The organism is Pedobacter sp. AC379 (assembly GCF_979258145.1).
Map to the genome: position 1 here is coordinate 3,739,888 of NZ_OZ409839.1, position 25,275 is coordinate 3,765,162.

Here is a 25,275-nt window from a genome sequence, read left to right on the forward strand (position 1 = left end):
GCGGCAATATGTTGGAGATTATTTATCAGGATGAGCATTTAATTGCGATTAACAAACCTCATGGATTGTTGGTGCATCAATCACCAATTGCCAGAGATGCAACAGAATTTGCCCTTCAGTTGTTAAGAGATCAGGTTGGTAAACATGTGAGTCCGGTTCATCGTCTTGACAGAAAGACTAGCGGAATATTGTTATTTGCTTTCGATAAGCCATCTGAAATTGCTATGCATCAGCAATTTATGAATACTGAAACAAATAAAAAATACCTAGCTATTTTACGCGGTTTTGCACCTGATGCTATGGATATCGATTATCCTCTTGCAAAAGAAAATGGCACCATGCAGGATGCTTTCACTTCATTTATTACCCTACAACGAGCAGAAATCCCAGTAGCTTTTGGCAAACATCCAACCTCAAGATACTCATTGATAGAAGCCACACCAAAAACAGGCAGGATGCACCAATTAAGAAGGCATTTCAGTCATATTCTGCATCCAATTATAGGCGACAGGACACATGGCTGCAACAAGCAGAATAAATTTTTTAAAGATCAGTGGGAAATGACCACCATGTTGTTACACGCATCTGAATTGGAGTTTGCGCATCCGGTTACCAAAGAAAGAATCTATTTAAAAGCCACTATACACGATGAATTTAAGCGGGTAATGGATTTCATGAAAATGGCTTACTAACACAATTTTTACCCTTAAAATCTGTTTATATAACATCTATGATTAAATACTTACGTTTTACACTTCCAGTTTTAGCGCTTTTTGCAGCAAGTTGTTCTTCAGTTTATATGCCAAACGTTCCAAATACACCAATGTTAAGCAAACAGGGTGAATTTAGTGGTGGTGCACACATCTCTTTAAAAGGCAATGCCAGTGTTAATGGTGCTTATGCCGTTTCCGATCATATTGGTGTGCTTTTTAGCGGCTCAAGAATGAACAGTGAAAGAAAAAGTAAAGATTTCGGACACAAACTAATTGAGATTGGCGGCGGATATTTCGATACTTTTGGTCCGGATAACAATCGGATTATTGAGGTTTATGCAGGTGTAGGAAAAGGATGGAGTGACATTACCTTCCGCGATTATAAAAATGATGTACTGATTAGCAGCGAATTACAGGAAGTAGATTACAGAAAAACATTTTTACAGGTAAACTACAGCTCGAAAAAGAAAAACAACCTTCGTTTATTTGGCACAGATTTCCCGATCAATTATGGTACTGCACTAAGAATTAGCCATGTTAAAATGGATAGGTTCTTTTTAAATGGCGTTGTTCAGCCAAAAGAAGATAATATTTTCTTTGAGCCAGTTTTCTTTACCCGCATGGCGCTGAGTAAAACCTTTCAATTACAATATACCACGAGTAGTAATATCGGTTTGAAAAACCGTAAATACATGTCTGCAGGAAATTCGATCTTTACTATTGGTGTTGTGGTTAATGTTGGTGGAAAGTAATAGCTGCTGTCATACTGAATGTTATAAAGAGACGATGAGTAAAGGCTTTTTTTATAGACCATCACATACAGATTGCAAAGAACTATCATCTTTCCCGCGCAGGAGGAAATCTTTAAGCTTATTGCATTACGAATCATGTTTGGAATGACGATCACTCGATAATGATCAACGCTTAAAAACTCATTTGCTATTAAATAAATTAAAGATCAACCTTCAGTGCCCTCGTCTTGTTCTGAAACCTTAAAAACAATAGGATAGAAGCTGTTAACAAACCCAGGGTTAATCCGTACCAAATGCCATTAACACCTAAATCAAACTTAAATCCGAGTACATATCCGATAGGAATTCCTACTACCCAGTAAGCCAGAAATGTTATAAAAGTAGGAATATTTACATCACCGATACCACGCAGTACGCCTAAACCTACTACTTGGGTACCATCAAACAATTGAAAAAAGCCCGCAATAATTAATAACTGCGCTGCTATTGGAATAACGGCAGCATCTTCTGTATAAATGAATGGCATAATATTGTTTGCTAAAACAAAAATTACCGCTGTACAGCACATGAACAATAAAATAACATGATAACTGGCAATTGCAGATTTACGTAAATCATCAAAATTTTTCTTTCCAAAGTTATTACCTGTTTTAATGGTAGCGGCCGATGCCACCCCACTGGCAATCATATAGGTCATAGCGGCTAAACTAATGGCAATTTGATGCGCAGCCTGCTCTACAGCTCCAATTGTGCCAATTAATACTGCTGCACCACTAAAAGCACTAATTTCGAAAGAATATTGCATCGCAACAGGCATTCCGATTTTTGCAATTTTGATAGCCCTTAGCCTATCAATAAAAGTAGCTTTAAAACTGATGAGGTATTTTTTAAAATGCTTAGAGCGTAATACATAAAAACACATTACTGTTGCCATTAAAACCCTGTCGATTAATGTACTTAACCCTACGCCGCTAACCCCCATAGATTTAATCCCGAAAATTCCTTTTACGAAAATAATTCCCAGGATAATGTTGAGCGCATTTCCCCAGATGGAAACGAACATGGCTTGTTTGGTAAAGCCTAATCCTTCTGCAAACTGTTTAAAAGTCTGAAAAATCAACAATGGGATAATTGAAATTGATAAAAGATTTAAGTAGGGTTTTGCGTAACGTACAACTTCTGGAGTTTGATCAAGGCGATCGATCACGAAAAATATACCCAATTGAACCAAAATATACAGAAATATGCCTACACAGATATTAATGATTAAACTGTTGGATAAAAGTTTTCCGCATTCATCATAGTTCTGCCGTCCGTTTTCTTGTGCGATAAGCGGTGTTAATCCATAGGAGATACCCAGCCCAATTACTAAAATGAGCATGAAAATACTATTAACCAACGATACAGCTGCCAATTGAATGGTATCAGTGAAATGACCTACAATAATACTATCGGCCATGTGTACCAGCGTATGGCCAACCTGAGATCCTACAATTGGTAAGGCCAAATGAAGGTTTTCTTTATAATAAGGTTTATACTTGGTGTAAATTTTAGAAAACATAAGATTGCAAAGGTCGCGTTTTTAATGTTGAAATTACAGCTATGTAGAAAAGTTAATATAGAAGGGGTGGAGTTCCATTCTTCGTTTTCAAAGTATGCGTCTTGCTGAATTTATTTCAGCATTTATTTCAACGGAACAAATCGATTTAAAGATCCTGAAACGAGTTCAGGAAGACGATTATATCTTCCATTCTTAGTTTTCCAAGTATGCGTCTTGCTGTATTAATTTCAGCATTTATTTCAACGGAACAAATCAATTTAAAGATCCTGAAACAAGTTCAGGAAGACGATTTTACTGAAAGAAATTTTGTTATTAAAGATCCTGAAACGAGTTCAGGAGGACGATTATTATGTCTTCTATTCTTAGTTTTCCAAATATGCGTCTTGCTGAATTTATTTCAGCATCTATTTCAAAAGAACAAATCAATTTAAAGATCCTGAAACGAGTTCAGGAAGACGATTATTATATCTTCCATTCTTAGTTTTCAAAGTAGACGTCTTGTTGAATTTATTTCAGCATCTATTTCAAAAGAACAAAGCAATTTAAAGATCCTGAAACGAGTTCAGGAAGACGATTATATCTTCTATTCTTAGTTTTCAAAGTATGCGTTTTGCTGAATTTATTTCAGCATCTATTTCAAAAGAACAAATCGATTTTAAGATCCTGAAACGAGTTCAGGAAGACGATTTTACTAAAAGAAATTTTGTTATTAAAGATCCTGAAACAAGTTCAGGAAAACGATTTTATCTTCCATTCTTAGTTTTCAACGTATGCGTCTTGCTGAATTTATTTCAGCATCTATTTCAAAAGAACAAATCGATTTAAAGATCCTGAAACGAGTTCAGGAAGACGATTTTACTAAAAGAAATTTTGTTATTGAATATCCTGAAACGAGTTCAGGAAGACGATTTATAAAAATATTTTAGTAAATATTTACCTTACAGCAGTAAAATATTCCTCTTTTTCTGAGGTGTGCGATTTGATCACATTGGTCAGAATTAAATTAACCAATACTTTTTGTGCCTTCCGGTAAGAACTTCGTAACAGCTTACTAAATTCTTTTAATGTGATTTTTTGATTCTGTTCCAGGTATTCGAGTAGTTTTTTCTCATTTTCTGAATAAGAAATCAGTACACCATTGCTTTTATATTCCTGTTTAAGCACTTCAATAATTATTCTACTGGCCAAAACACTTTTATCATCAATACGGATATATGCCCACCACTTTTTCTGGTCATCAAGCGCGTAATGTGGCTTTGTATCACTTTCAGGAATATTTACAACAAGCACCAATTTATCATCTACATAAATTTCTTCAAAATAAGGCTCTATAGCTGGCTTGCAAAACTGGTGTGCAGAAGTTAAAATCATGTATTTTTCTTCTTCTTCTGATTTTACACCTTTTATAGATCCATCATCGGCCACACCAATTAATAATTTACCACCTTTATTATTGGCAAAGGCCACTAAACTTTTCGCTATTTTTTCGGTACTGGTAATGGTTTTCTTAAAATCGAGCATCACACCTTCGCCCTGCAAAATTAAACTCTTAATACTCGGCATAATCTAAAAATTAGTAAGCAACTCTGGGCGCTTCGCCCTGATGTAAGTTTCGGATATATACTTCATTCATAACAGTGGCGCAAAGCTCACCGTTTTTATTGGTAATTTCCATTGGATAAGCTTTTACAAATTTTCCAACGGTTTTTAATGCGTGTTCTGCTTCATTCAACATCTCATCACTTACAGTAATGGTAAAATACAAAGTAGAACGGCCCGGCTTTAAATATTGTATAGAAGCACTTTTTAGCCAAACACGGACTTTAAAACCCCGCCTTTGCATCAACTGATCGAATAATAGGGCGTAAAACGGATCGGTTGCGGCATAAATAGTTCCACCAAAAATAGATCCGTTATAATTCTTATTTAAAAAACTTTTACTCAGCTTAACTGTGCAGCTTCTAAATTCATTTTCAAATTTCTGAACCCAAATGCGCTGAAAAAACAATGGAGGGTAAAGGCGCATTACCCATTTCAGGGTATTTTGAGAAATAATCATACATACTAATATCAGAAAGTTTTGCCACCTTTTAAAGTCTTACACCGCTTGATTTGGTAATATTTTGGTAATTAAGCGTTGAATGTTATTATAGCTGGCATTCACCTTCGCGAACTTATCAACGAGCGATGTAGAATTAAAATAGTCAACAAGAAGTAAAAAAATTAAAACCAAATGATTGCATTGTTGTTTGGTTGATAGATAACAATAAAAAACTATGAAAAAAATAATCTTAAGTCTTGCTTTCGCGGGTTCTCTTATGATAGCCACTTCAGCATGCAATTCGTCAAAAAATATGGCTGGTTCTTCAGACAGTACAATGACGGATTCTACAAAAGTAATGGACAGCACAAAGACGATGACTGACACAGCATCGAAAAAAATGCCTGATACCACAACAAAAATGCCACCTGATACTACTAAAAAAAATCCTCCAATGTAGGATGATAAAAGCCACTCCAGAAATAGAGTGGCTTTTATTTTTATAAAATCTATTTCAAATATTTGGGTTATTGTGTACTTTCAGCCTTTAAACCAAATATTAAATGGATTCTCAAGCCAAAACCAACAACCGTAATGTAATTTTCTTAGTCATTGTAGCCGCTCTGGGTTATTTCGTTGACATTTACGACCTCGTTTTATTCTCTGTTGTACGTTTAAAAAGCTTTACAGATATCGGTGTTTCCGCAGAACACATGCGTACTGAAGGCGAATATGTAATCAACATGCAAATGTTCGGATTATTGATCGGAGGATTAATATGGGGCATTATTGGCGATAAATTTGGAAGAATTAAAGTGCTGTTTGGTTCAATTTTAATGTATTCTGTTGCTAATATTGCCAATGGTTTCGCAACTGATGTTCATACTTACGCCATTATCAGACTTATAGCTGGTATTGGCCTTGCAGGAGAGCTAGGTGCTGGAATTACACTGGTTACCGAAACTATGGATAAAGAAAAACGTGGTTACGGAACAATGGTTGTTGCGGGGATTGGCTTGTTAGGCGCAGCAGCAGCAGCTACAATAGGCAAACATTTCACCTGGCAAACCTCTTATTTTGTGGGAGGGGGCATGGGCCTTTTATTATTGCTTTTGCGTGTAGGCACCTTCGAATCGGGCATGTTTAAACACGCCGAACAAAGTACTGAAGTTTCTAAAGGTAATTTTTTTATGCTTTTTTCTGATCGAAAACGGTTTTTGAAATATCTCTCCTGTATTTGCTTAGGTCTTCCACTTTGGTTTATTGTAGGCATTTTAGTAACCCAATCACCAGAAATTGGAAAAGCATTGGGGGCGAAAGATTTACTTAATGCAGGTACGGGTATTATGTATACCTATTTCGGTATTGCCATTGGTGATGTGGTTTGTGGCTTTTTAGCACAGGTATTAAAATCAAGAAAAAAAACGGTATTAATTTTCCAAAGTCTCTCTGTGGTTACCGTCATTATATACCTTACCAGCACAGGTTTAACTGAAAGCACATTTATCTTAATTTGTTTGTTTATGGGGTTTGCCGTTGGCTATTGGGCAACTTTTGTAACCATCGCTGCTGAGCAGTTTGGCACAAATATCCGTTCTACCGTAACCACAACAGCTCCAAACTTTGTACGCGGGGCCTTAATTCCAATCACATTCGTATTCGAATTTTTTGTTCACCATTACAGTATAGTCCCAGCCGCATTTATCGTAATGGGTATTGTAACAGTTGTTGCTATGATTTCAGTTTCTTATTTGAAAGAAAGCTTTAATAAAGATCTCAATTATTTAGAAGAATAATTGATCGGCCATAACCAATGTCAATAAAATGTACTATCTAAACATAAATCAATATAGCTGCTTTAATAGCCTTAAATTTGTATGGAAATAGAAGGAGCCATCATGTTCAAAGAAGAAGTAGCAGCGCGTTATAAGCAAATACAGGATGAAATTTGTAGGGGATTGGAAATTGCCGACGGCAAGGGAAAATTTGAAGAGGAACTTTGGGAGCGAACCGGTGGGGGAGGCGGCCGTACGCGGATTATGCAAAAAGGAGCAATTATTGAAAAAGGTGGTGTAAATTTTTCTGCCGTTTATGGTAAACTGCCCGAATCAGTAAAAAAAGCTTTTAATGTTACTGAAGATGATTTTTTTGCAACTGGTGTTTCGATTGTAATTCATCCGAATCATCCATTGGTTCCGATTATTCACATGAACATCCGCTATTTCGAATTAAATGAAGAAACACGTTGGTTTGGTGGTGGAATAGATTTAACGCCGCATTATGTGTTTGAAAATGATGCCCGCTTTTTTCACCATAAACTAAAGCAAGCTTGCGACGATTTCAGCACTGATTTTTATCCGAAATTTAAAACGCACGCCGACGATTATTTCTTTATTAAACACCGTGAAGAAACCCGTGGAATTGGTGGGATTTTTTACGACCGACTAAAACCAGAAAATACCAACCTAAGCTGGGAACAGATTTTAGATTTCTCTGCAAATATTGGTGAAACATTTCTACCTATTTATACAGAACTGATTGACCGGAACCGTGATAAAGAATTTACCGAGGCTCAGAAAGAATGGCAATATCAACGCCGTAGCCGTTATGTTGAGTTTAATTTAGTTTACGATTCGGGGACCAAATTTGGATTAGAAACCAACGGCCGGATAGAATCTATTTTAATGAGTTTACCGCCGCAGGCCAATTGGGGTTATAATGTTCAGCCTGAGATCAATTCTGATGAATATAAAACCCAGCAACTGCTAAAAAAAGGAATTAATTGGATTTAGGATCAAAATAAAATAAGCGGTGCCGATACCTTATGAAAACCAGGTTTTAATTTCCCCATACGAAAATCATTTACAATGTTGTGTGCCATACGCGTTGGCTCAGGAATTCGATAATTCCCAACGCTATTTTTCATAATTTCCAAACTTTGTTCAGCCGTAATTAAATGACCGGCAGAAACATACACGGATTCGCAATTAATTTTTGTACGCAATGCAAAACCTAAGGTTTCACCATGACTGATGATTTCAGCAGTGCTTAATTTCTTATTTTCCGGAACATGGTTTTCGCTACACAAAAGGCTTTTAGCGCAACCAATTGAAGCCTGGTTTGCTAAAATTCCAAAATGTGAAGCAACACCCATGCGGCGTGGATGCAAAATTCCGTTACCATCCAATATAACAACATCGGGCTTATCATTTATCAAGGTCCAAACTTTTAATAGCGCCGGAACTTCTTTAAATCCTAAAAACCCTGCTTTATAGGGAAAACTGGTTTCGTAAGTTTCTAATGCAAATGATTTTACAACCATTCCTGGATAAGTTAAGATCACAATTCCAGCGTACATGGTTGTACTGTTTTTATTAAATGAAATATCTGCACCGGCAATGGTTTCTATTTTGTTAATTGGCTGAAACTTTAACTGTTTGGCTAATTCATTTTGATATGCGGTAGCATCTTCAAAGCTATAGTGATCGTACATGATTTTAGTACAAGGCTGGCTGTAAATTGTTTGTGTTATATACAGATATTGATCTAGTTAAATCTAGTCCTGCAAAGCTGATGAATACTTCAAATTTAATAGGTCTAGAACTCTTGGTGAGACTTTCAAATCAGATCGGAACTTCAAAACACCATTTATGAAATGTCTTTCTAATTCGTTTTTATTGGTTATTGAAAATGGTGTATTGAATATCATTGCTTTATAAAGTATTTTCTGACTATCATTATCAAAATAATGCACACAAATATCGAAGCTTACATCATCACCATTGGATAAAACTACATCGTAATTCTTAGTATCTGGATTAGGAGACAATGACTCAAATGTAATGGATTCAATAATTATTTCATCTATATAATGATGTATACCGTACTTATCGACCGTAACCTTATTTATTTTGTTTTTACTTAGCGTATTTATGCCTTTTAATGCAAGAAATATTAAAAGAGATAACAGAATTACTGATAAAACGAAAGTAGAAATTTTATATTCATCAGATAATTCCACAGACTTAATAATTATTATACTGAAATTAATTATTCCTAAGACTATACTTACGAAAATAAATGCCCCTAAAGCTTTCAGTATCAAAGTTATGTTATTTGATTTTATAGAAGTTATTTTTGAAAAATCATTATCATTAATATCCATATCGTTCAAAGTAGTAATTGAAATGCTTACGGAAGTAAATATACAAAAGGCATATTCAAAAATATATAATTTTATGTCTTATAATTAATATTATGTTAAGTTGATATTTCTTTTACCACTCCTTTCCAACAAATCATACGATAAATTATAGTCCTTGAAGCCTGCGGTTAAGTTCCTGTACCTTGTTTGTTGCTCCTTTTTTGGCGTAAATATCGATTAGCAACTGTACGGTTTTTTTATCATTAGGATTAATTTCATTTGCACGCTGTAAAGCAAATTGTGCACGATCAATCAGGCCTTTATATTTTTCATTTTTATCGGCATCGTTTTTACTCAAAGTTTCGTTCGCTGTATTGATATAAGCTAAACTCAACTGATACAAGGCATCAAAATAGTTCTGATCGGTAGATAATGCTTTGTCGTAAGCTAAAATTGCTGTAGAATTGTTTCCTCCAATTTGTTGCAGGTAACCATATAGAAAATAAAGCAATTTGCTTCCCTTCTCAACTTTCAGGTTATTTTCAATTAAACCTTGGGCTTTGTTATAGTTTTCGGTATCCAATAATAAATTAATGTAATCATTGGTTAAAAAACGGTTGAAAGGATTTAGCACTAAACCATCTTCTAAAGTTTTAATTGCAGTTTCGTTTTCAGATTTTACGACATACATCTGTGCCATCTTTTGGAAAACAGATGGATTTCTGATGCCATTTTCTTTTGCCCTTTTAAAATACGTTAAAGATTCATCATAAGCCTGAATATTCAGCGCGCAAATTGCGGTATTTAAAGCTAATGTGGTATCTGCTGGGAAATTATCACAAACTTCTTTTAAATCCGCATAAGCTTCTTTAAAATCATTATTGAAGTAAGCTTCATTGCCTTTATCCTGTTTTTTTATCAGAATATTATGATCTGATGCTTTAATTAGGCCTCCATTGTCATCATAGCGGTCTAAAGATTTTGCTTTTGTTACCGCTTCAATAGCCGCATCATAAAATTTGTTCGCATTATTCGGATCAGTATCTATTAAAGAAGCAAAAGATGTTAAATAAGATTTTATAGACCAGGTTTCGCCCCAATTTTTGGTTTTATTATCTTTTTCTGCTGATTCTATTGCTTTTAAGCCTTCTGTAATAATCGACAACTGCTTTTTTTCATCTTCTTTATTCGCGATTGATGCCTGAAGCTTACCAACTGAATTCCTGGCAATAAGAATCTGGCTTTTTTGAGCCATAGCATTAAAAGAGACGAAAATTAAAGCGGTCAATGATATTTTAAGGCAATTTTGCATAATTTGAACAATGTTGTAAAACCGTAATAATTGATAAAAATAAACATAAAAAAAAGAGCCCCGAAATTTCAGGGCTCTTTTTTTAAATCGATGATGAATAATTATTGCTTAGGTAAAGCGTCTAAACGTTTTTTAATGTCATCATAATTTTTAGTATCATTTCTAAATGCATAGATCGTTTTTAACGTTTCCAATGCACCTTGGTTTTTAGCGTCAACCTCTAAGGCTTTTTTATAAAAAGGAAGAGATTTATCTAATAAAGCATTCATTTTACCGGTAACTTCATTAAATTCTTTTACTTTTTTAGGATCGATTTTATTACGGTCTGCTTGTAATTTCAAAGCTTGCGTAAAATATATATTTCCCAATAAAACCTGATAATTTGGGTTATTTGGCTCTTTTGCTGCTAAAGCATTTAACATCTGCTCTGATTTTGCCGCATCACCCCTATTAATATAAATCTGGGTTTCAGTTTTAATCCACTCAGCATTGTCAGGAAATTTAGCGGTTGCTTCTTTAATCGTTGCCAATGCTGCAGTTGTATCTTTCTGTTTGCTCAAATTAGCATTAATAATTTCAGAGTAAAGATCTTTAGATTGAGGTGAATTTAACGAGATTACTTTTTTAAATTGAGTAATCATGTTAGGATAATCTTCAATGTTTCTAGCTGCGATACCTGCATTTAAATACATTGCTGTATCATTAGGATTGATTAACGTTGCTGCAACAAATTTTTCGTAAGCAGTTTTGTAATCCTTTTTGTTATAAGCAATTACACCACCATTTCTAACAGCATTGCTAATATTGGTTTCAGCTAAAGTGATGTTTTCTTTTTCACCACCTTTTGTATCTAATTTTTTAGCTTCAACAACTGCTTCCTGAGCAATTTTTAAGTTTTTATCAGCATTTGCTGTACTTGTTGAATCTAAAATAGCAGTAGAAGAAGCAAATAAAGCACGATAACTCCATGCCTCAGGCATTACTTTAGATTTTTCATCAGCAATGGCTTTATCTGTATGTGCCAATCCTTTTGCTAAAGATTCAAGCTTTTTTGCCAACGGTGTTGATGCACTTGAAGAAGTTAGCTGGAATAAACCCCAGTCGTTTTTCGCCGCGGTTACTTCACTTTTCTGAGCAAATGCAGAGCTCACCGCACCTGCTAGAACTATACTTAGAAATACTCTTTTCATAATTTTTATTCTAATCTTAATTTTAATTAATTTTCTTCTTCCGTTTCGTTATCTGAATCACCTTCTTCTTCGTCAGCATCTTCGGCTTCAGGAGTTGTATCGGCTTCAATTTCTTCTCCGTCCGTAACCACAACATCTGCTAAATCCACTGTTTCTTCCTCATCCTCTTCATGATCAATCTTCGTTACCGAAGCAATTTCATCATCACCTTTTAATGATATCAGGCGAACACCTTGTGTGGCGCGGCCCATTACCCTTAAAGCTGAAACAGGAATCCGGATTACAATGCCCGAACGGTTAATGATCATCAAATCTTCGCTATCAGTAACGTCTTTAATCGAAACTAATTGTCCGGTTTTTTCAGTAACATTAATTGTTTTTACCCCTTTACCTCCACGGTTGGTTACACGGTAATCTTCAATATCGGTACGTTTACCATAACCTTTTTCTGATACTACTAACACCGTAACTTCAGGATTGTTTACAGCAATCATGCCAACAACTTCATCCTGATCGTGTGCAAGCCTTACACCACGCACTCCCGTTGCAGTTCTTCCCATAGGACGAACGGTTTTTTCATTGAAACGGATTGCCCTACCTGATCTTAAAGCCATTACAATCTCACTTTCGCCATTGGTTAAGCATGCTTCCAATAATACATCGCCATCATTAATGTTAATGGCGTTAATACCGTTTACCCGCGGACGTGAATAAGCCTCAAGAGAAGTTTTCTTAATGGTACCTTTTTTAGTACACATAATGATGAAATTGTTCTCTAAATACTCCTGGTCTTTTAAGTTTTTAACTTTAATATACGCTTTGATTTTCTCTTCTTTCGGAATGTTGATGATGTTCTGGATCGCTCTTCCTTTACTGGTTCTTGAACCTTCCGGAATTTCGTAAACCCTCAACCAGAAACATCTTCCTGCCTCAGTAAAGAACAACATATAGTTATGGTTGGTAGCCACGAGCATGTGCTCAATAAAATCTTCATTTCTTGAAGTACTGCCTTTTGATCCTTTACCACCTCTACCCTGTGCCCTGAATTCGGTTGCCGGTGTACGTTTAACATAACCTTCGTGAGAAATCGTGATTACCACCTCTTCATCATCGATGAAATCTTCCATGCTCATATCCTCAGCCGAGTGAACGATAGTTGTTCTACGCTCATCTCCAAACTTCTGGCGGATTTCTGCCAACTCATCTTTGATGATCTGCATACGCAAACCTTCATCAGCCAAGATAGATTTTAAATGTTCGATGGTTTTCATTAACTCAGCATACTCTTCTTTAATCTTATCACGCTCTAGTCCTGTTAAACGACGAAGCGTCATATCCAGAATTGCACGGGCCTGAATATCGCTCAATCCGAATTTTTCCATTAAGCCTAAACGGGCATCTTCTGGTGTTTCGGAAGCACGGATTAATTTAATAACTTCATCTAAATGATCTAAAGCAATTAAATAACCTTCTAAAATGTGTGCACGTTTTTCGGCTTCTGATAATTCGTAACGGGTACGGCGAACAATAACATCATGGCGGTGATCTACAAAATGCACAATTAAATCTTTTAGATTTAGCATTTGCGGACGGCCTTTTACCAATGCAATATTATTTACACTGAAAGATGTTTGTAAAGCAGTATACTTATATAAGTTGTTTAAAACGATAGAGGCATTTGCATCGCGTTTAATTTCGTAAACAATGCGGATACCATCTTTATTGGATTCATCTTTAATGTTAGAAATCCCTTCCAGTTTTTTCTCGCCAACCAACTCAGCAGTACGCTCAATCATTTGTGCTTTGTTAACCTGGTAAGGAATTTCAGTAACAATAATTACTTCGCGTTCCTTAATGCTTTCGATTTCGGCTTTTGCACGCATTACAATACGGCCACGCCCGGTTTCAAAAGCTTCTTTAACACCTGTATAACCGTAAATAATACCACCAGTAGGAAAATCAGGAGCTTTTACAAACTTCATCAGTTCCTCGATAGTGATATCTCTATTATCGATATAATTTACAACACCATCAATTACTTCGGTTAAATTGTGTGGTGCCATGTTGGTGGCCATACCTACAGCAATACCTGATGATCCGTTAACCAATAAGTTAGGAATTTTTGCAGGTAAAACAGTTGGCTCCTGTAAGGTATCATCAAAGTTTAACTGAAAATCTACAGTATCTTTATTGATATCGGCAAGCATTTCTTCAGCAATTTTAGAAAAACGTGCCTCAGTATAACGCATTGCAGCCGGAGAGTCGCCATCAATGTGACCAAAGTTTCCCTGTCCATCTACCATCGGATAACGCAAGCTCCAATCCTGAGCCATACGAACCATGGTAAAATAAACAGATGCATCACCATGCGGGTGGTATTTACCCAAAACCTCCCCTACAATACGGGCAGATTTTTTATGGGGTTTATTACTGGTTACACCAAGATCGAGCATACCATATAAAACACGGCGGTGTACCGGTTTTAATCCATCGCGTACATCAGGTAAAGCCCTCGATACGATTACCGACATTGAATAATCAATGTAGGCCGATTTCATCTGCTCCTCTATATTAATTTGAATGATTTTGTCGTTCTGCTGATTTTCTAAATCTTCTGCCATAAATTATTATTCTCGTTACTTAAAACGATATTAAAAAAGGGTATTACTATAACCTTGCGAATTTAACAAAATTTAGCCGAATTAAGGCATTGTGGAAAAGTTTTGACCTTTGTTATAGGTTTTTTATTCCCGGTGAGATTTTAATTTATTGAAGGCCAGTTTAACGAGTTTACAGCATTTACAAAAAAAAATGGTTTATAAGTTTTTTTTTAAATGTGAGGTTCTATTTTCTGTGGCGGTCTGCAGTCCTGCTATCGCTGCAAGTCCTCACTCGTACCTCATTGCGGGCTTTCCGCTATATCAGGTTTATAAACAGTGGACAGTTTCATATTTAGATCTAAACCTCGCAGGTTTCAAAAACCTACTAGGTTTGTAATTGAGTTTGTAGAGAACTAAAATTTACATTGTTAACTAATTCTGATACTTTTGCTTTTCAACCTGATCTACGATGGCAAATACGAAGAAATCTGCAATGAGTTTTATTATGGTTACCCTCCTGATTGATTTTACAGGTTTTGGGTTGATTATTCCTGTTTTACCAAAACTTATACAGGATTTTACCGGAGGCGGTTTCGGCCTGGCTGCAGAGTATGGCGGTTGGCTTACATTGGCTTATGCATCGGTTCAATTTATATTTTCGCCAATTATCGGAGCAATGAGCGACCGGTATGGACGCAGACCTGTATTATTAAGCTCTTTATTCGGCCTCGGTATCGATTATATCTTTTTAGCCTTCGCCCCTTCTATCATCTGGTTATTTGTAGGCAGAATTATAGCTGGCATTACCGGTGCCAGTTTTACTACAGCGCAAGCTTACATTGCTGATGTTTCGCCGCCTGAAAAGAGAGCGCAGAATTTTGGTTTAGTTGGAGCAGCATTTGGCGTTGGGTTTATCCTTGGTCCGGTATTAGGAGGTGTTTTTAGTCATTTCGGCACTCGGGTTCCTTTCATGATTGCTGCTGGTTTATCATTAATCAACTGGCTTTATGGTTATTTTATATTACCAGAATCTTTACCTGTGGATAAACGAAGGGCTTTCGACTGGAAAAGAGCAAACCCGATTGGTTCATTGTTGAGTATTGGTAAATATCCTGCATTATTAGGCTTAATGGTAACATTATTCTTATTGTATTTCTCTAGCCACTCTGTTCAATCCAACTGGACATTTTACACGATGGAAAAATTTAAATGGGATGCTGCATGGGTTGGTTATTCGTTAGGCTTTGTGGGTTTGGTAATCGGTATTGTTCAGGGTGGGTTAATCCGGATTATTCTTCCAAAAATTGGAGAAAAGAAAGCTGTTTATTTCGGATTGATTTTATATGTAATCGGTTTTGTTGCATTTGCGTTTGCCAGTAAAGGCTGGATGATGTTTGCTTTTATGGTTCCTTATGGCTTGGCGGGTATCGGTGGGCCAGCGATGCAGGGGTTAATCTCCAATCAAATTCCGTCAAATGCTCAAGGTGAAATGCAGGGCGTTTTAACAGGATTACAAAGTTTAGCAGCCATATTTGCCCCTTGGGTAATGACACATATTTTCGCTTATTTTATTGAAGGGAAAGCACCAGTTTACTTTCCGGGCGCACCATTTATACTGAGTGCGGTTTTAACTTTAATCGGTTTGTTTATCTGTTTAAGAAGCTTGAAGAAATACCATTAAATTGAAAACAAGCGTCATTCCCTCGCAGGCGGGAATCTTAAAGCATTAGGATTCCCAAACAAATTAGGAATGACGATCAACTTAGTTTTTACGTAATAAAGTATCCTTTACAACAACTCATTTGCCAAATTTGCCAACTCACTCCTTTCGCCTTTATGTAAGGTAATGTGTGCATAAAGCGGGTGGTTTTTAGCATTTTCTATCAAGTATGAAAGCCCGTTACTTTCCGAATCGAGATATGGTGTATCGATTTGATAAATATCGCCAGTAAAAACAACTTTGGTATGTTCACCTGCCCTCGATATAATTGTTTTTACCTCATGGGGTGTTAAATTTTGGGCTTCATCAATAATGAAGAAAATTTTGGTAAGGGTTCTTCCACGGATGAAAGCCAAAGGAGCAATGGCTATTTTTTCGGTTGCAATCAGCTCATCAATCTTTTCAGTCATTTTATCATCGCCAATAAACTGCTCTTTAATAAAACGCAGGTTATCCCATATAGGTGCCATAAAGGGATCGGTTTTAGATTTTGCATCCCCTGGCAAAAACCCGATATCTTTATTACTCAATGAAACGATTGGCCGCGTAACATATATCTGCCTGAAGTTTTTGCGCTGTTCTAACGCACTGGCCAGAGCCAAAAGAGTTTTGCCTGTACCGGCATTCCCCTGAATACTTACGAGCTTAATTTCCGGATCCAAAAGCGCGTGAATTGCAAAGGCCTGTTCTATATTTTTTGGTTTAATTTTAAATATAGGGTCGGTAGAAACAGCAGAAATCGTTTTTAAATTATTGTTATAGAATACATTCGCTGTTTTCCTTTTATTTTTTAAAACGTAAAAATGGTTGGCATTTTTTGGAGGCAACTCAATTTCGCTGGCATCGATAAAGGGGTGTTTTTTTATCTCCTCTATAACTTCAACAGGAAAATCCGTTATCTCAGTTTTCCCGGCATAAAGTTCATCAACGTTTTTAATTTTACCAGTTTCGTAATCTTCAGCATTTAAATCGAGTGCTTTGGCTTTTAATCTCAGGCATATATCCTTCGATACCAAAACCACTTTTTTATCAGGATGCTCCTCTTTTAAACTTAGCGCTGCATTTAAAATCTTATGGTCGGTTTTTCCTTTCCCATACACTTCCTCAGCATCAACAATAAGCGGTTTTTCATTTAAAACTACTTTAAACTTACCTGCATCGGCACTTTTAAGTGCAATCCAATCGCTAATGAGTTTTTGTTTAGATGTTTCATCAATTAGGCGTATAAAACTTCTGGCTTCAAAATTCCTGGTGTCATTACCACTTTTAAAATTATCAAGTTCTTCTAAAACCTGGATAGGAATAGCTACGTCGTGCTCGTGGAAATTATTTATTGCATCGTGATCGTATAAAATGACAGAGGTATCTAAAACGAAGATCTTTTTTGATGGAGCGGAGATTGATTTACCTTTTTTGGCCATTTGGTAAATTTAATACTTTAGGAATAATAAGCAGAAAAATGAGTGCTTCTTTTTTGATTGCTGGAAAGTTTTTACCAAAATAAAAACGGGGACCTTCTTCTTTCGATTCAGTTCCCCGTTTTAACTTTAAAAACAACCTTAGTCGTATTTTAAAGCATCTAATTCTTGTTACTTTGATTTTTCCGTTATCGTTAGGTTTTGCAACTTTTGCGATCCGTGAAAATTTATTTCCAACTCTTCCGTCCGTAAACTTCTAAGTTTTCAATAAGCTCTGTTTGGGCCTGTGCGATTTTCTTATCGTCCAATCTTTCGATGGTTATATATATTCTTACTCGGTTTAACCCTTTCTGAAATTAATCGTTTTCCCTGTAAACTATCCGAAACAATTTCCCTTTCGGTTCTTTATCTCTTTTCGATTGTTTTATCAGAATTCAAAGTACTTCGTATTTGATATGATCTAATTTAGCATGAAAACGTTCTTTTGTCAAGAGAAAAATGAACGTTTTTATTCACAAAGTTATCCACCTAAAAACACTGTTTATCAACATGTTAAATATTTAAAATAGCTATTTATTTAATCTAATGGCATATTGTTTCATCTTATTAACAATTATTAAAAATGTAATTACAAACATTTCTTATCATTCTAGCAGTCAACGCATTAAAGTATTTCTGCTTAAAAGTTAAAAAAAAGCATAAAACTTAATTTTAATCGCAACAAAAAACTTCGCTATTATGTTATTTTTGTACATGCAGATTAGGCAACCCATTAGAAATGTACAAGACTTTTTATTGAGTACGTATTTTGCCGACGGGCTCCGAATAACCATTGGTGTACTGCTCCCCTCTTTAATACTGGCCCAGTTCGGTTTGCTTAAGTACGGCATGACTTTATCGCTTGGTGCATTATGTGTAAGTGTGGTTGATAGCCCCGGCCCTATGGTACACAGGAGAAATGCAATGCTGGTTACTACCGCGCTAATTTTCATCTTTTCGATTATTACAGGCCTAACCAATAAAAACCATTACTTCATCGGGTTTTTACTCGTGGTATCGAGTTTCGTATTTTCAATGTTTTATATCTACGGGCTCAGGGCTGCATCGGTTGGCACTGCGGTGCTGCTGATTATGGTTTTAGGTATCGATGATGTACGCCCCTGGCAGGATGTGCTACTACATGCCGTTATGGTGCTTGCCGGAAGCCTTTGGTATACCGGTTTGAGTTATTTTGTATACCGCCTCCGCCCTTTCCGTTTGGTACAGCAATCGCTGAGCGATTCAATATTGGAGGTGGCAGAATTTCTGCGGGAGAAGGCGAAGTTTTACCATCAGAACAACAATTACGATAAAACGTATTCCGATCTTTTACAACTCCAGGTTTCTGTACACGAAAAACAGGATGCAGTACGGGAATTATTGTTTAGAACACGCGAAATTGTAAGGGATTCTACTCCCGAAGGTAGATTTTTGCTCCTTGTTTTTGTAGATATGGTTGATCTTTTCGAGCAGGTTATGTCTACCTATTATAATTACCAGCAATTGCATGATCAGTTTGATAAGGCCGGGATACTTTCTGATTATGAAATGGCCATTAAAAGGATTTCTTATGCGCTTGATGATATTGCTTTCGCATTAAAAAGCGGTGGCACGCCTGTTGTATCAAAGCGTTTATTAATTGAGATTGAACGTTTGAAAATCAAGATCAATGACCTGGAGAAAAACAATCAAAACCAGGAGTACAACACTCTTGGCATTATTGCACTTAAAAACATAGAAGTAAATATTGAAAATATACTGGCCAGGGTTAAAACCATCTTCAGTTATTTTAAGATCAGAAACAGCAAAGATATCAGGCAGGCAGAGGTAGATACAGAGAAATTTATTACACGGCAGAAATTTGATTTTAAACTATTTACCGAGAATTTAACCTATAGCTCTTCCACATTCAGGCATTCGCTGAGGGTTACCGTGGTAATGCTTTTGGGCTTTATTGTTTCGCTGATCCTCAATTTTTCACACAGTTATTGGATTCTGCTTACCATCCTGGTTATCTCAAAACCAGGCTTTAGTTTAACAAAAGAACGCAATTATCAGCGTTTAATTGGTACTACAATAGGTGCGTTTATTGGGATGGGCGTGTTGACTTATATTGATGACAGACACACCTTATTTGTAATTTTGCTGATCTGCATGGTGGGGTGCTACAGTTTCCAAAGGAAAAATTATGTAGTAAGTGTGCTGTTTATGACACCTTATATCTTAATCCTTTTCGATTTTTTGGGTATGGGATCAATTGCGCTTGCCCGCGAGAGAATCTACGATACTTTTATAGGTTCAGGAATTGCGCTAATAGCCAGTTATTCTTTGTTCCCAACCTGGGAGCATGAAAAACTAAAAGAAGCCATGCTGAATATTTTAAGGGCCAATAAAGCATATTATGCGCAGGTAATTAAACTTTATTTCGAAAAGAATTATAACAGAACCGAATACAAGCTTGCCCGCAAAGAAGTTTATGTTAGCACCGCAAACCTGGCTTCTCTATTTCAAAGAATGTTTTCAGAACCAAAAAGCAAACAATTATTTATTAAGGAGGTGCATCAATTTACTGCATTAAGCCACCTGCTGTCATCATATGTGGCAACACTTTCTTTATATAATAAAGAACATCAGTTCATTTTTGAAAGTTTCGACGCTTTAAAGCCAATTGCCAATAACACAAATTACCTGCTGGATACTGCTATTGATAATTTGATACAAGGCACCAGTACAATAGATAATGTTCCACTCATCAGGTTAAATGATACTGGCTTAGCCATAAAAAAATGTGAAGATTTAGTACCTGAACAGTTCGACCTGATTCAAAAGGTAGCGTACGATATCTATAAACTATCGGTAAAAATTAAAATTTAATTTACCATTTCATTACTTCCATTAACCATTTTCAAATCGATTTAGCCAGGATGAAATTTTGTGGTAACAAAACCCGCATCAAACAAAGGCCTTTGTGATTTGTTAACTCTTCACATTAATATATCATTATGGAAAAGCTATATACAGCTGAAGTTACAGCTACTGGAGGAAGAGACGGACACATCAAATCAAGTGATGGAATTTTAGATTTTGAATTACGCAAACCTAAAGAGCTTGGTGGCCAGGGCGGGGCAACTAACCCTGAAGAACTATTTGCAGCAGCCTGGGGACCATGTTATTTAGGTGCATTAGGCTCTGTTGCAGAACGTGAAGGTGTTGATGTTAGTGAAGCAAATGTGAAAGTATTGGTTTCATTTAATAAAGACGGAAACTCATTCGTATTATCTGCAGATCTGGATGTGCATATTCCGGGTATTTCTCATGAAGAAGCACAAGCATTGGCTGATAAAGCACACAGGGCTTGCCCATATTCTAAAGCAACAAAAGGAAATATTGAGGTAAGAGTAACAGCAGTTTAAAAAGATACTGATTTACTTTTTAACATGGTGTCAGATGGTAACATCTGACACCATTTATATTATACGTGGCATTGAATCATCATTGCACACCAAAATTAATTTATTTCTTTATTAAACAGCTTCTTCAGCAACCCTTGTATTGGCTGGTCTGCCATTTTTAAAAGCGTCGCGGGTTTTTAATCCTAACAATTCGAACATTGCCATATCATCTACAAAAGCAGGATTTGGTGTCGTTAACAATTTATCTCCTGCAAAAATAGAGCTTGCACCTGCCATAAAGCAAAAAGCTTGTTCCAATGTGCTCATTTCGTTTCGGCCTGCGGATAAACGCACTACTGAATTTGGCATTACAATACGCGCTGTAGCGATCATTCGCACCATATCCCAGATTGGAACACGAGGTTGATTTTCCAAAGGTGTTCCTTTTACCGGAACCAAAGCATTAACTGGTACGGATTCAGGGTGTTTTTCCATGTTGGAAAGTGTCTGCAACATCGAAACCCTGTCTTCTACCGTTTCACCTAGGCCAATAATACCACCGCTGCAAACCGTTAATTTAGCTTTACGTACGTTCTTAATGGTATTTAAGCGATCATCGTAAGTTCTGGTAGAAATAATCCTTTTATAATCATCTTCTGAGGTATCAATGTTGTGGTTATATGCATATAAACCTGCATCAGCCAAACGTTGCGCCTGATTTTCGGTAAGCATACCTAAAGTACAGCAAACCTCCATATCCATATCGTTTACGGCTTTAACCATTTCAATAACACGGTCAAAATCGCGGTTATCGCGTACTTCGCGCCAGGCAGCACCCATACATAAACGAGATGCACCACCTTCTTTTGCCTTAACCGCAGCACTAACCACCTGGCTAACCTGCATTAATGGCTGTACCTCCAGTTCGGTATGGTAACGCGCCGCTTGTGGGCAATATGAGCAATCTTCTGCACAGCCACCGGTTTTAATAGAGATTAATGAACTTACCTGAACTTCATTGTAATCTTTATTTTCTCTATGGATGCTGGCAGCTTCATAAACCAGATCTAAAAATGGTCTATTATAAATTTCGTATATTTCTTCTTTTGTCCAATCGTGTCTTGTTGTTTGCATCGGGATCAGATTTTACAGATTTAATTTATGTAGTCTTAGTTAAATTTACAAGGGCTCCATTCAGTTTGCAAGCGTTAATTCTTGCACCTAAATTAAGTAAACCCTAATTATAGTAAAAGTTTGCTGGCCAGCCCTAAAATCAATAGGAAACCAAAAACGTCGGTAAAAGTAGTAATAATTATAGATGATGCAATGGCAGGATCGATACCCACACGTTTTAAAATAAGCGGAATTCCGGCACCGGTAATGCCTGCAATAACCAGATTACCCGTCATAGCCAGGAAGATAACCAATCCAAGCAGTGGATTTCCGTCGAAAAAGTAAGCAAAAATAAATACGATTAATCCATTGGAAGCACCATTGATCAAGCCTACCGTAAATTCTTTCAAAACCGTTCTATAAGCTTGTTTATCCGTTAAATCGTAAAGAGAAATACGCCTAACCGTTACAGCAAGCGCTTGCGTAGCGGCATTACCGCCCATCCCTGCAATAATAGTCATATATGCTGCTAAAGAAGGGATTAACTTAATTGTTGGATCGAAGTAACGCACCACGGATGATGCTAAAAAGGCAGTTCCGAGGTTAATAATTAACCATGGCAAACGCGATTTTACAGCTTCTACCCAGTTCCCGCTTAATTCCTCATCTTCTGATACCCCTGATATTTTCAATATATCTTCAGTACTTTCAGCCTCCATCACATCAATCACATCATCAAATGTTACCCTGCCGAGCAATTTTTGATGATCATCAATAACCGGGATACTGGTTAAATTGTATTGAGAAATGAGGTTGGCCACCTCTTCCTGGTCGGTATCGGGATGCACATACACAGCATCTATCTTAACCAGTTCGGTTATTTTAGCATTGTGTTTTGCTTTGATAATATCTTTTAACGAAACTATACCTTTAAATATCTCCTCATCATCCACTACGTAAATGGTATAAAACTCCTCCATTTCTTCGCTCTGGCGGATAATCTCGTCGATGGCATCTTTTTTTGTTAGGTTGATGTTTACACAGATCAACTCTGTATTCATCAAACCACCGGCAGTTTTTTCGTCGTAAGTTAAAAGGTTGCGGATTTCGGAGGCATGATCTTCGGTAAGATCTTGTAAAATTTCCTTCTGTTCATGATCCTCCAACTGAGAAATGATGTCGGTTGCATCGTCGTAATCCAGTTCTTCAACAATTTCGGTTCGTTTATCGGGATGGAGCTCAAAAAGTAAATCTTCCGGATGGGATTCTTCATCCATCTCCGAAATGATCTCCGAGGCTATTTCCGCAGGAAGCAGGTTTATGATATGCCGCTGTTCGGATTTATCCAGACGTTCGAAAAGAATCGCAATTTCTGACGCATGGTATTCCTCTAAAACTATTTTTAATGTCTCATCACCAGCTAAAATTGCATTTTTAACTTTGAGAACGTCGCTTTTATCTATTTCGAATGACTGCATCTATAACCTTACCAAAATGCCCTAAAGCTACAAATATTAAAAATTGATTTTATAAAAATTTGACCTTTGTCCAATTAAAGTTCTGACATTTTAGCCCTTAAATCCATCTTAGCATGTAAAATCCTAGCTATTTCAATTTCTCCACTCTCAATTATCCGATAAAAAATGATATGTTCACCTGATTTGAATCCTAATACATTTTGATTTGTTTCCTTATAATTCCTACCTACCCCTGGTTTTTTAGCAATTTGAGTACAAAATCCAATTAGTAGTTTATAGTATTTGTCTGCTTGATTTTCAGACCAAACATCATAAGTATAATCCCAAATTTCACTTAAATCTTCAAGCGCTTTGTTACTAAAAGAAAAGCTACCCATCTTTCCTTTTTTTGGCTTTCAACATTTCAAGGTGTTTTTTCTGATCAAAATCCTTCACTATTCCACTATCAATTCCAACCTGAAGGGCTTCTCTTAAAATTTTAATCTTATTCTCTTCTTCTTCCAATAACCTTAATCCTGCGCGAACAACTTCGCTTGCATTTTTAAATCTTCCTTCAGAAATCCTTTCATCAACAAACTTTTCAAAATGATCTCCTAAAGCCATAGATGTATTTCGTGCCATCGTTGTAATATTAATTCAATTAAAGTTACCAAAAATTGGTACATTATAAAATTAAAAATTATTTAAACCAACCTTTACGCCAAAAGTAAATTACCTGTATAACAGCTATCACAGCCATCACAATCCAGGTGTATAAATAACCATGTTCGGCATATAGTTCCGGCATGTTATCTTTCAATATTTTTCCGGTTGCGGGGTCTTCCCTGCTAAAATTCATTCCATAAATACCGGCAATAAATGTTAAAGGGATAAATATGGATGATATAATGGTTAATACCTTCATAATTTCATTCATCCGATTGCTGATGATGGATAAATTCATGTCGATATTTGCCGAAGCAATCTCTTTGAGTGATTCTATGAAATCAATAATCTGGATACAATGATCGTAAGCATCCTTCATATAGGTTTTTGTGAGATCGGAAATTAGCGGACTATCGGTGCGGATAATATCATTCAGTTTATCGCGCTCGGGCCAGGTTACTTTTCTAATGGTAATCAACGATCTTTTGATGGCTTGTGTATCATACATAATCCGTTTATCAGGATGATCGTATAAACGGTCTTCAATCGCATCCAGCTCTTCGCCCCAAAAATTCAGTAGTGTAAAATAATTATCTACAATCACATCCATGATGGCATACATTAAATAGCTGCTGCCACCAATCCGGATATTGCCCTTCCCTATTTCCAGTCGCTTTCTTACCGGCTCAAAACAATCGGCATACGTTTCCTGAAAGGTAATAAGCGTTCGTTCAGATAAAATGAAAGAAATCTGGTCGTTACTGAGCACATTTTCATCATTTAAAAAAAGATGTCTGCTTACCGAAAAGATGTACTTATCATTATCGTACTCATCCAACTTCGGTCGTTGGTAAGAGCTTGTAATATCTTCCAAAACAAGCCTGCTGATATCCAACTTGGTATACAGCGTTTCAAAAATATTGGGATCGGCAAAACCTTTAATATCGAACCAATAATAAAAATCAGTATTTTCAGTCAGCTTATCAATATTGTTGATATTCTCAAGCTCCGTTTTTTTGTAACTTTTATCGTTATAAGTATGCAGTACAATTATTGGCTTTAGTGCATCTTCATCTATAGCGTACAGGCCCGGACTGGTACCCGGAGCTGGAACTTTATAGTGTTTGTGTCGATTACGAGGTTTGTTTTTTCCCATC

At 36.4% G+C, this 25,275-nt stretch carries 22 protein-coding genes; 8 read left to right on the forward strand and 14 right to left on the reverse strand.

Going from position 1 to position 25,275, the window contains the following annotated elements; all coding sequences use genetic code 11:
- Positions 1 to 8 precede the first annotated feature (8 nt).
- On the forward strand, positions 9 to 692 hold the full coding sequence (locus tag ACZZZW_RS16310; RefSeq protein ID WP_463494968.1) for a pseudouridine synthase: 684 nt from the start codon (positions 9 to 11) through the stop codon (positions 690 to 692).
- A 38-nt stretch (positions 693 to 730) separates the two neighbouring features.
- Complete coding sequence (locus ACZZZW_RS16315; RefSeq protein WP_463494970.1) at positions 731 to 1,465, forward strand: hypothetical protein; 735 nt, start codon at positions 731 to 733, stop codon at positions 1,463 to 1,465.
- Between the two features lie 199 nt (positions 1,466 to 1,664).
- Here ACZZZW_RS16315 and ACZZZW_RS16320 read toward each other — a convergent pair whose 3' ends face one another.
- The 3 genes from ACZZZW_RS16320 to ACZZZW_RS16330 all read right to left on the reverse strand — a co-directional run bounded on the left by ACZZZW_RS16320 (position 1,665) and on the right by ACZZZW_RS16330 (position 5,085).
- A complete protein-coding gene (locus ACZZZW_RS16320; RefSeq protein ID WP_463494972.1) occupies positions 1,665 to 3,026 on the reverse strand; it encodes an MATE family efflux transporter in 1,362 nt (453 codons plus the stop codon).
- 933 nt (positions 3,027 to 3,959) lie between these two features.
- On the reverse strand, positions 3,960 to 4,589 hold the full coding sequence (locus tag ACZZZW_RS16325; RefSeq protein ID WP_055913705.1) for an AlbA family DNA-binding domain-containing protein: 630 nt from the start codon (positions 4,587 to 4,589) through the stop codon (positions 3,960 to 3,962).
- Between the two features lie 10 nt (positions 4,590 to 4,599).
- Entirely contained in the window at positions 4,600 to 5,085 is a 486-nt protein-coding gene (locus tag ACZZZW_RS16330; RefSeq protein WP_463494974.1) for a DUF4442 domain-containing protein, read from the reverse strand.
- Positions 5,086 to 5,302: 217 nt separating this feature from the next.
- Between ACZZZW_RS16330 and ACZZZW_RS16335 the strand changes: the two genes are divergently transcribed.
- The 3 genes from ACZZZW_RS16335 (at position 5,303) to hemF (ending at position 7,859) form a co-directional block, all read left to right on the forward strand.
- On the forward strand, positions 5,303 to 5,527 hold the full coding sequence (locus ACZZZW_RS16335; protein WP_463494976.1) for a coproporphyrinogen III oxidase: 225 nt from the start codon (positions 5,303 to 5,305) through the stop codon (positions 5,525 to 5,527).
- Between the two features lie 103 nt (positions 5,528 to 5,630).
- Entirely contained in the window at positions 5,631 to 6,863 is a 1,233-nt protein-coding gene (locus tag ACZZZW_RS16340) for an MFS transporter (protein ID WP_463494978.1), read from the forward strand.
- Positions 6,864 to 6,944: 81 nt separating this feature from the next.
- Positions 6,945 to 7,859 (forward strand): oxygen-dependent coproporphyrinogen oxidase, encoded by a 915-nt coding sequence (hemF, locus tag ACZZZW_RS16345; protein ID WP_463494980.1) that lies wholly within the window; start codon positions 6,945 to 6,947, stop codon positions 7,857 to 7,859.
- 2 nt (positions 7,860 to 7,861) lie between these two features.
- Here hemF and ACZZZW_RS16350 read toward each other — a convergent pair whose 3' ends face one another.
- The 5 genes from ACZZZW_RS16350 to gyrA all read right to left on the reverse strand — a co-directional run bounded on the left by ACZZZW_RS16350 (position 7,862) and on the right by gyrA (position 14,334).
- Positions 7,862 to 8,560 (reverse strand): endonuclease V, encoded by a 699-nt coding sequence (locus ACZZZW_RS16350; RefSeq protein ID WP_463494982.1) that lies wholly within the window; start codon positions 8,558 to 8,560, stop codon positions 7,862 to 7,864.
- 63 nt (positions 8,561 to 8,623) lie between these two features.
- On the reverse strand, positions 8,624 to 9,232 hold the full coding sequence (locus ACZZZW_RS16355) for a hypothetical protein (RefSeq protein ID WP_463494984.1): 609 nt from the start codon (positions 9,230 to 9,232) through the stop codon (positions 8,624 to 8,626).
- Positions 9,233 to 9,377: 145 nt separating this feature from the next.
- Positions 9,378 to 10,466: a tetratricopeptide repeat protein gene (locus ACZZZW_RS16360; protein WP_463494986.1), complete on the reverse strand. Its 1,089-nt coding sequence runs from the start codon at positions 10,464 to 10,466 to the stop codon at positions 9,378 to 9,380.
- Between the two features lie 158 nt (positions 10,467 to 10,624).
- Positions 10,625 to 11,713 (reverse strand): tetratricopeptide repeat protein, encoded by a 1,089-nt coding sequence (locus tag ACZZZW_RS16365; RefSeq protein WP_055913684.1) that lies wholly within the window; start codon positions 11,711 to 11,713, stop codon positions 10,625 to 10,627.
- A gap of 26 nt (positions 11,714 to 11,739) precedes the next feature.
- On the reverse strand, positions 11,740 to 14,334 hold the full coding sequence (gene gyrA / locus ACZZZW_RS16370; RefSeq protein ID WP_055913681.1) for a DNA gyrase subunit A: 2,595 nt from the start codon (positions 14,332 to 14,334) through the stop codon (positions 11,740 to 11,742).
- Between the two features lie 448 nt (positions 14,335 to 14,782).
- On the opposite strand from gyrA, the gene ACZZZW_RS16375 reads away from it, so the two are divergent.
- Complete coding sequence (locus ACZZZW_RS16375; RefSeq protein WP_463494989.1) at positions 14,783 to 15,994, forward strand: TCR/Tet family MFS transporter; 1,212 nt, start codon at positions 14,783 to 14,785, stop codon at positions 15,992 to 15,994.
- Positions 15,995 to 16,101: 107 nt separating this feature from the next.
- Here ACZZZW_RS16375 and ACZZZW_RS16380 read toward each other — a convergent pair whose 3' ends face one another.
- A complete protein-coding gene (locus tag ACZZZW_RS16380; protein ID WP_463494991.1) occupies positions 16,102 to 17,454 on the reverse strand; it encodes a PhoH family protein in 1,353 nt (450 codons plus the stop codon).
- Between the two features lie 735 nt (positions 17,455 to 18,189).
- Here ACZZZW_RS16380 and ACZZZW_RS16385 point away from each other — a divergent pair.
- Together ACZZZW_RS16385 and ACZZZW_RS16390 are read left to right on the forward strand one after the other, a co-directional pair.
- Positions 18,190 to 20,364 carry an FUSC family protein gene (locus ACZZZW_RS16385; RefSeq protein WP_463494993.1) on the forward strand — a complete coding sequence of 725 codons (2,175 nt, stop codon included), beginning with the start codon at positions 18,190 to 18,192 and terminating at the stop codon, positions 20,362 to 20,364.
- A gap of 128 nt (positions 20,365 to 20,492) precedes the next feature.
- Positions 20,493 to 20,903 carry an organic hydroperoxide resistance protein gene (locus ACZZZW_RS16390; RefSeq protein WP_055913669.1) on the forward strand — a complete coding sequence of 137 codons (411 nt, stop codon included), beginning with the start codon at positions 20,493 to 20,495 and terminating at the stop codon, positions 20,901 to 20,903.
- 111 nt (positions 20,904 to 21,014) lie between these two features.
- Here ACZZZW_RS16390 and bioB read toward each other — a convergent pair whose 3' ends face one another.
- The 5 genes from bioB to corA all read right to left on the reverse strand — a co-directional run bounded on the left by bioB (position 21,015) and on the right by corA (position 25,274).
- The gene (gene bioB / locus ACZZZW_RS16395; protein ID WP_463494995.1) at positions 21,015 to 22,016 is read right to left on the reverse strand and encodes a biotin synthase BioB; all 1,002 of its coding nucleotides are present in this window, start codon (positions 22,014 to 22,016) and stop codon (positions 21,015 to 21,017) included.
- A gap of 107 nt (positions 22,017 to 22,123) precedes the next feature.
- Positions 22,124 to 23,473, reverse strand: coding sequence for a magnesium transporter (gene mgtE, locus ACZZZW_RS16400; RefSeq protein WP_055913663.1), 1,350 nt, complete (start codon positions 23,471 to 23,473; stop codon positions 22,124 to 22,126).
- Positions 23,474 to 23,547: 74 nt separating this feature from the next.
- Positions 23,548 to 23,850, reverse strand: coding sequence for a type II toxin-antitoxin system RelE/ParE family toxin (locus ACZZZW_RS16405; protein ID WP_463494998.1), 303 nt, complete (start codon positions 23,848 to 23,850; stop codon positions 23,548 to 23,550).
- A complete protein-coding gene (locus ACZZZW_RS16410) occupies positions 23,843 to 24,094 on the reverse strand; it encodes a type II toxin-antitoxin system ParD family antitoxin (RefSeq protein ID WP_463495000.1) in 252 nt (83 codons plus the stop codon). The genes ACZZZW_RS16405 and ACZZZW_RS16410 overlap by 8 nt, the downstream gene beginning before the upstream one ends.
- A gap of 58 nt (positions 24,095 to 24,152) precedes the next feature.
- Positions 24,153 to 25,274 carry a magnesium/cobalt transporter CorA gene (gene corA / locus ACZZZW_RS16415; RefSeq protein ID WP_463495002.1) on the reverse strand — a complete coding sequence of 374 codons (1,122 nt, stop codon included), beginning with the start codon at positions 25,272 to 25,274 and terminating at the stop codon, positions 24,153 to 24,155.
- Position 25,275 lies beyond the last annotated feature (1 nt).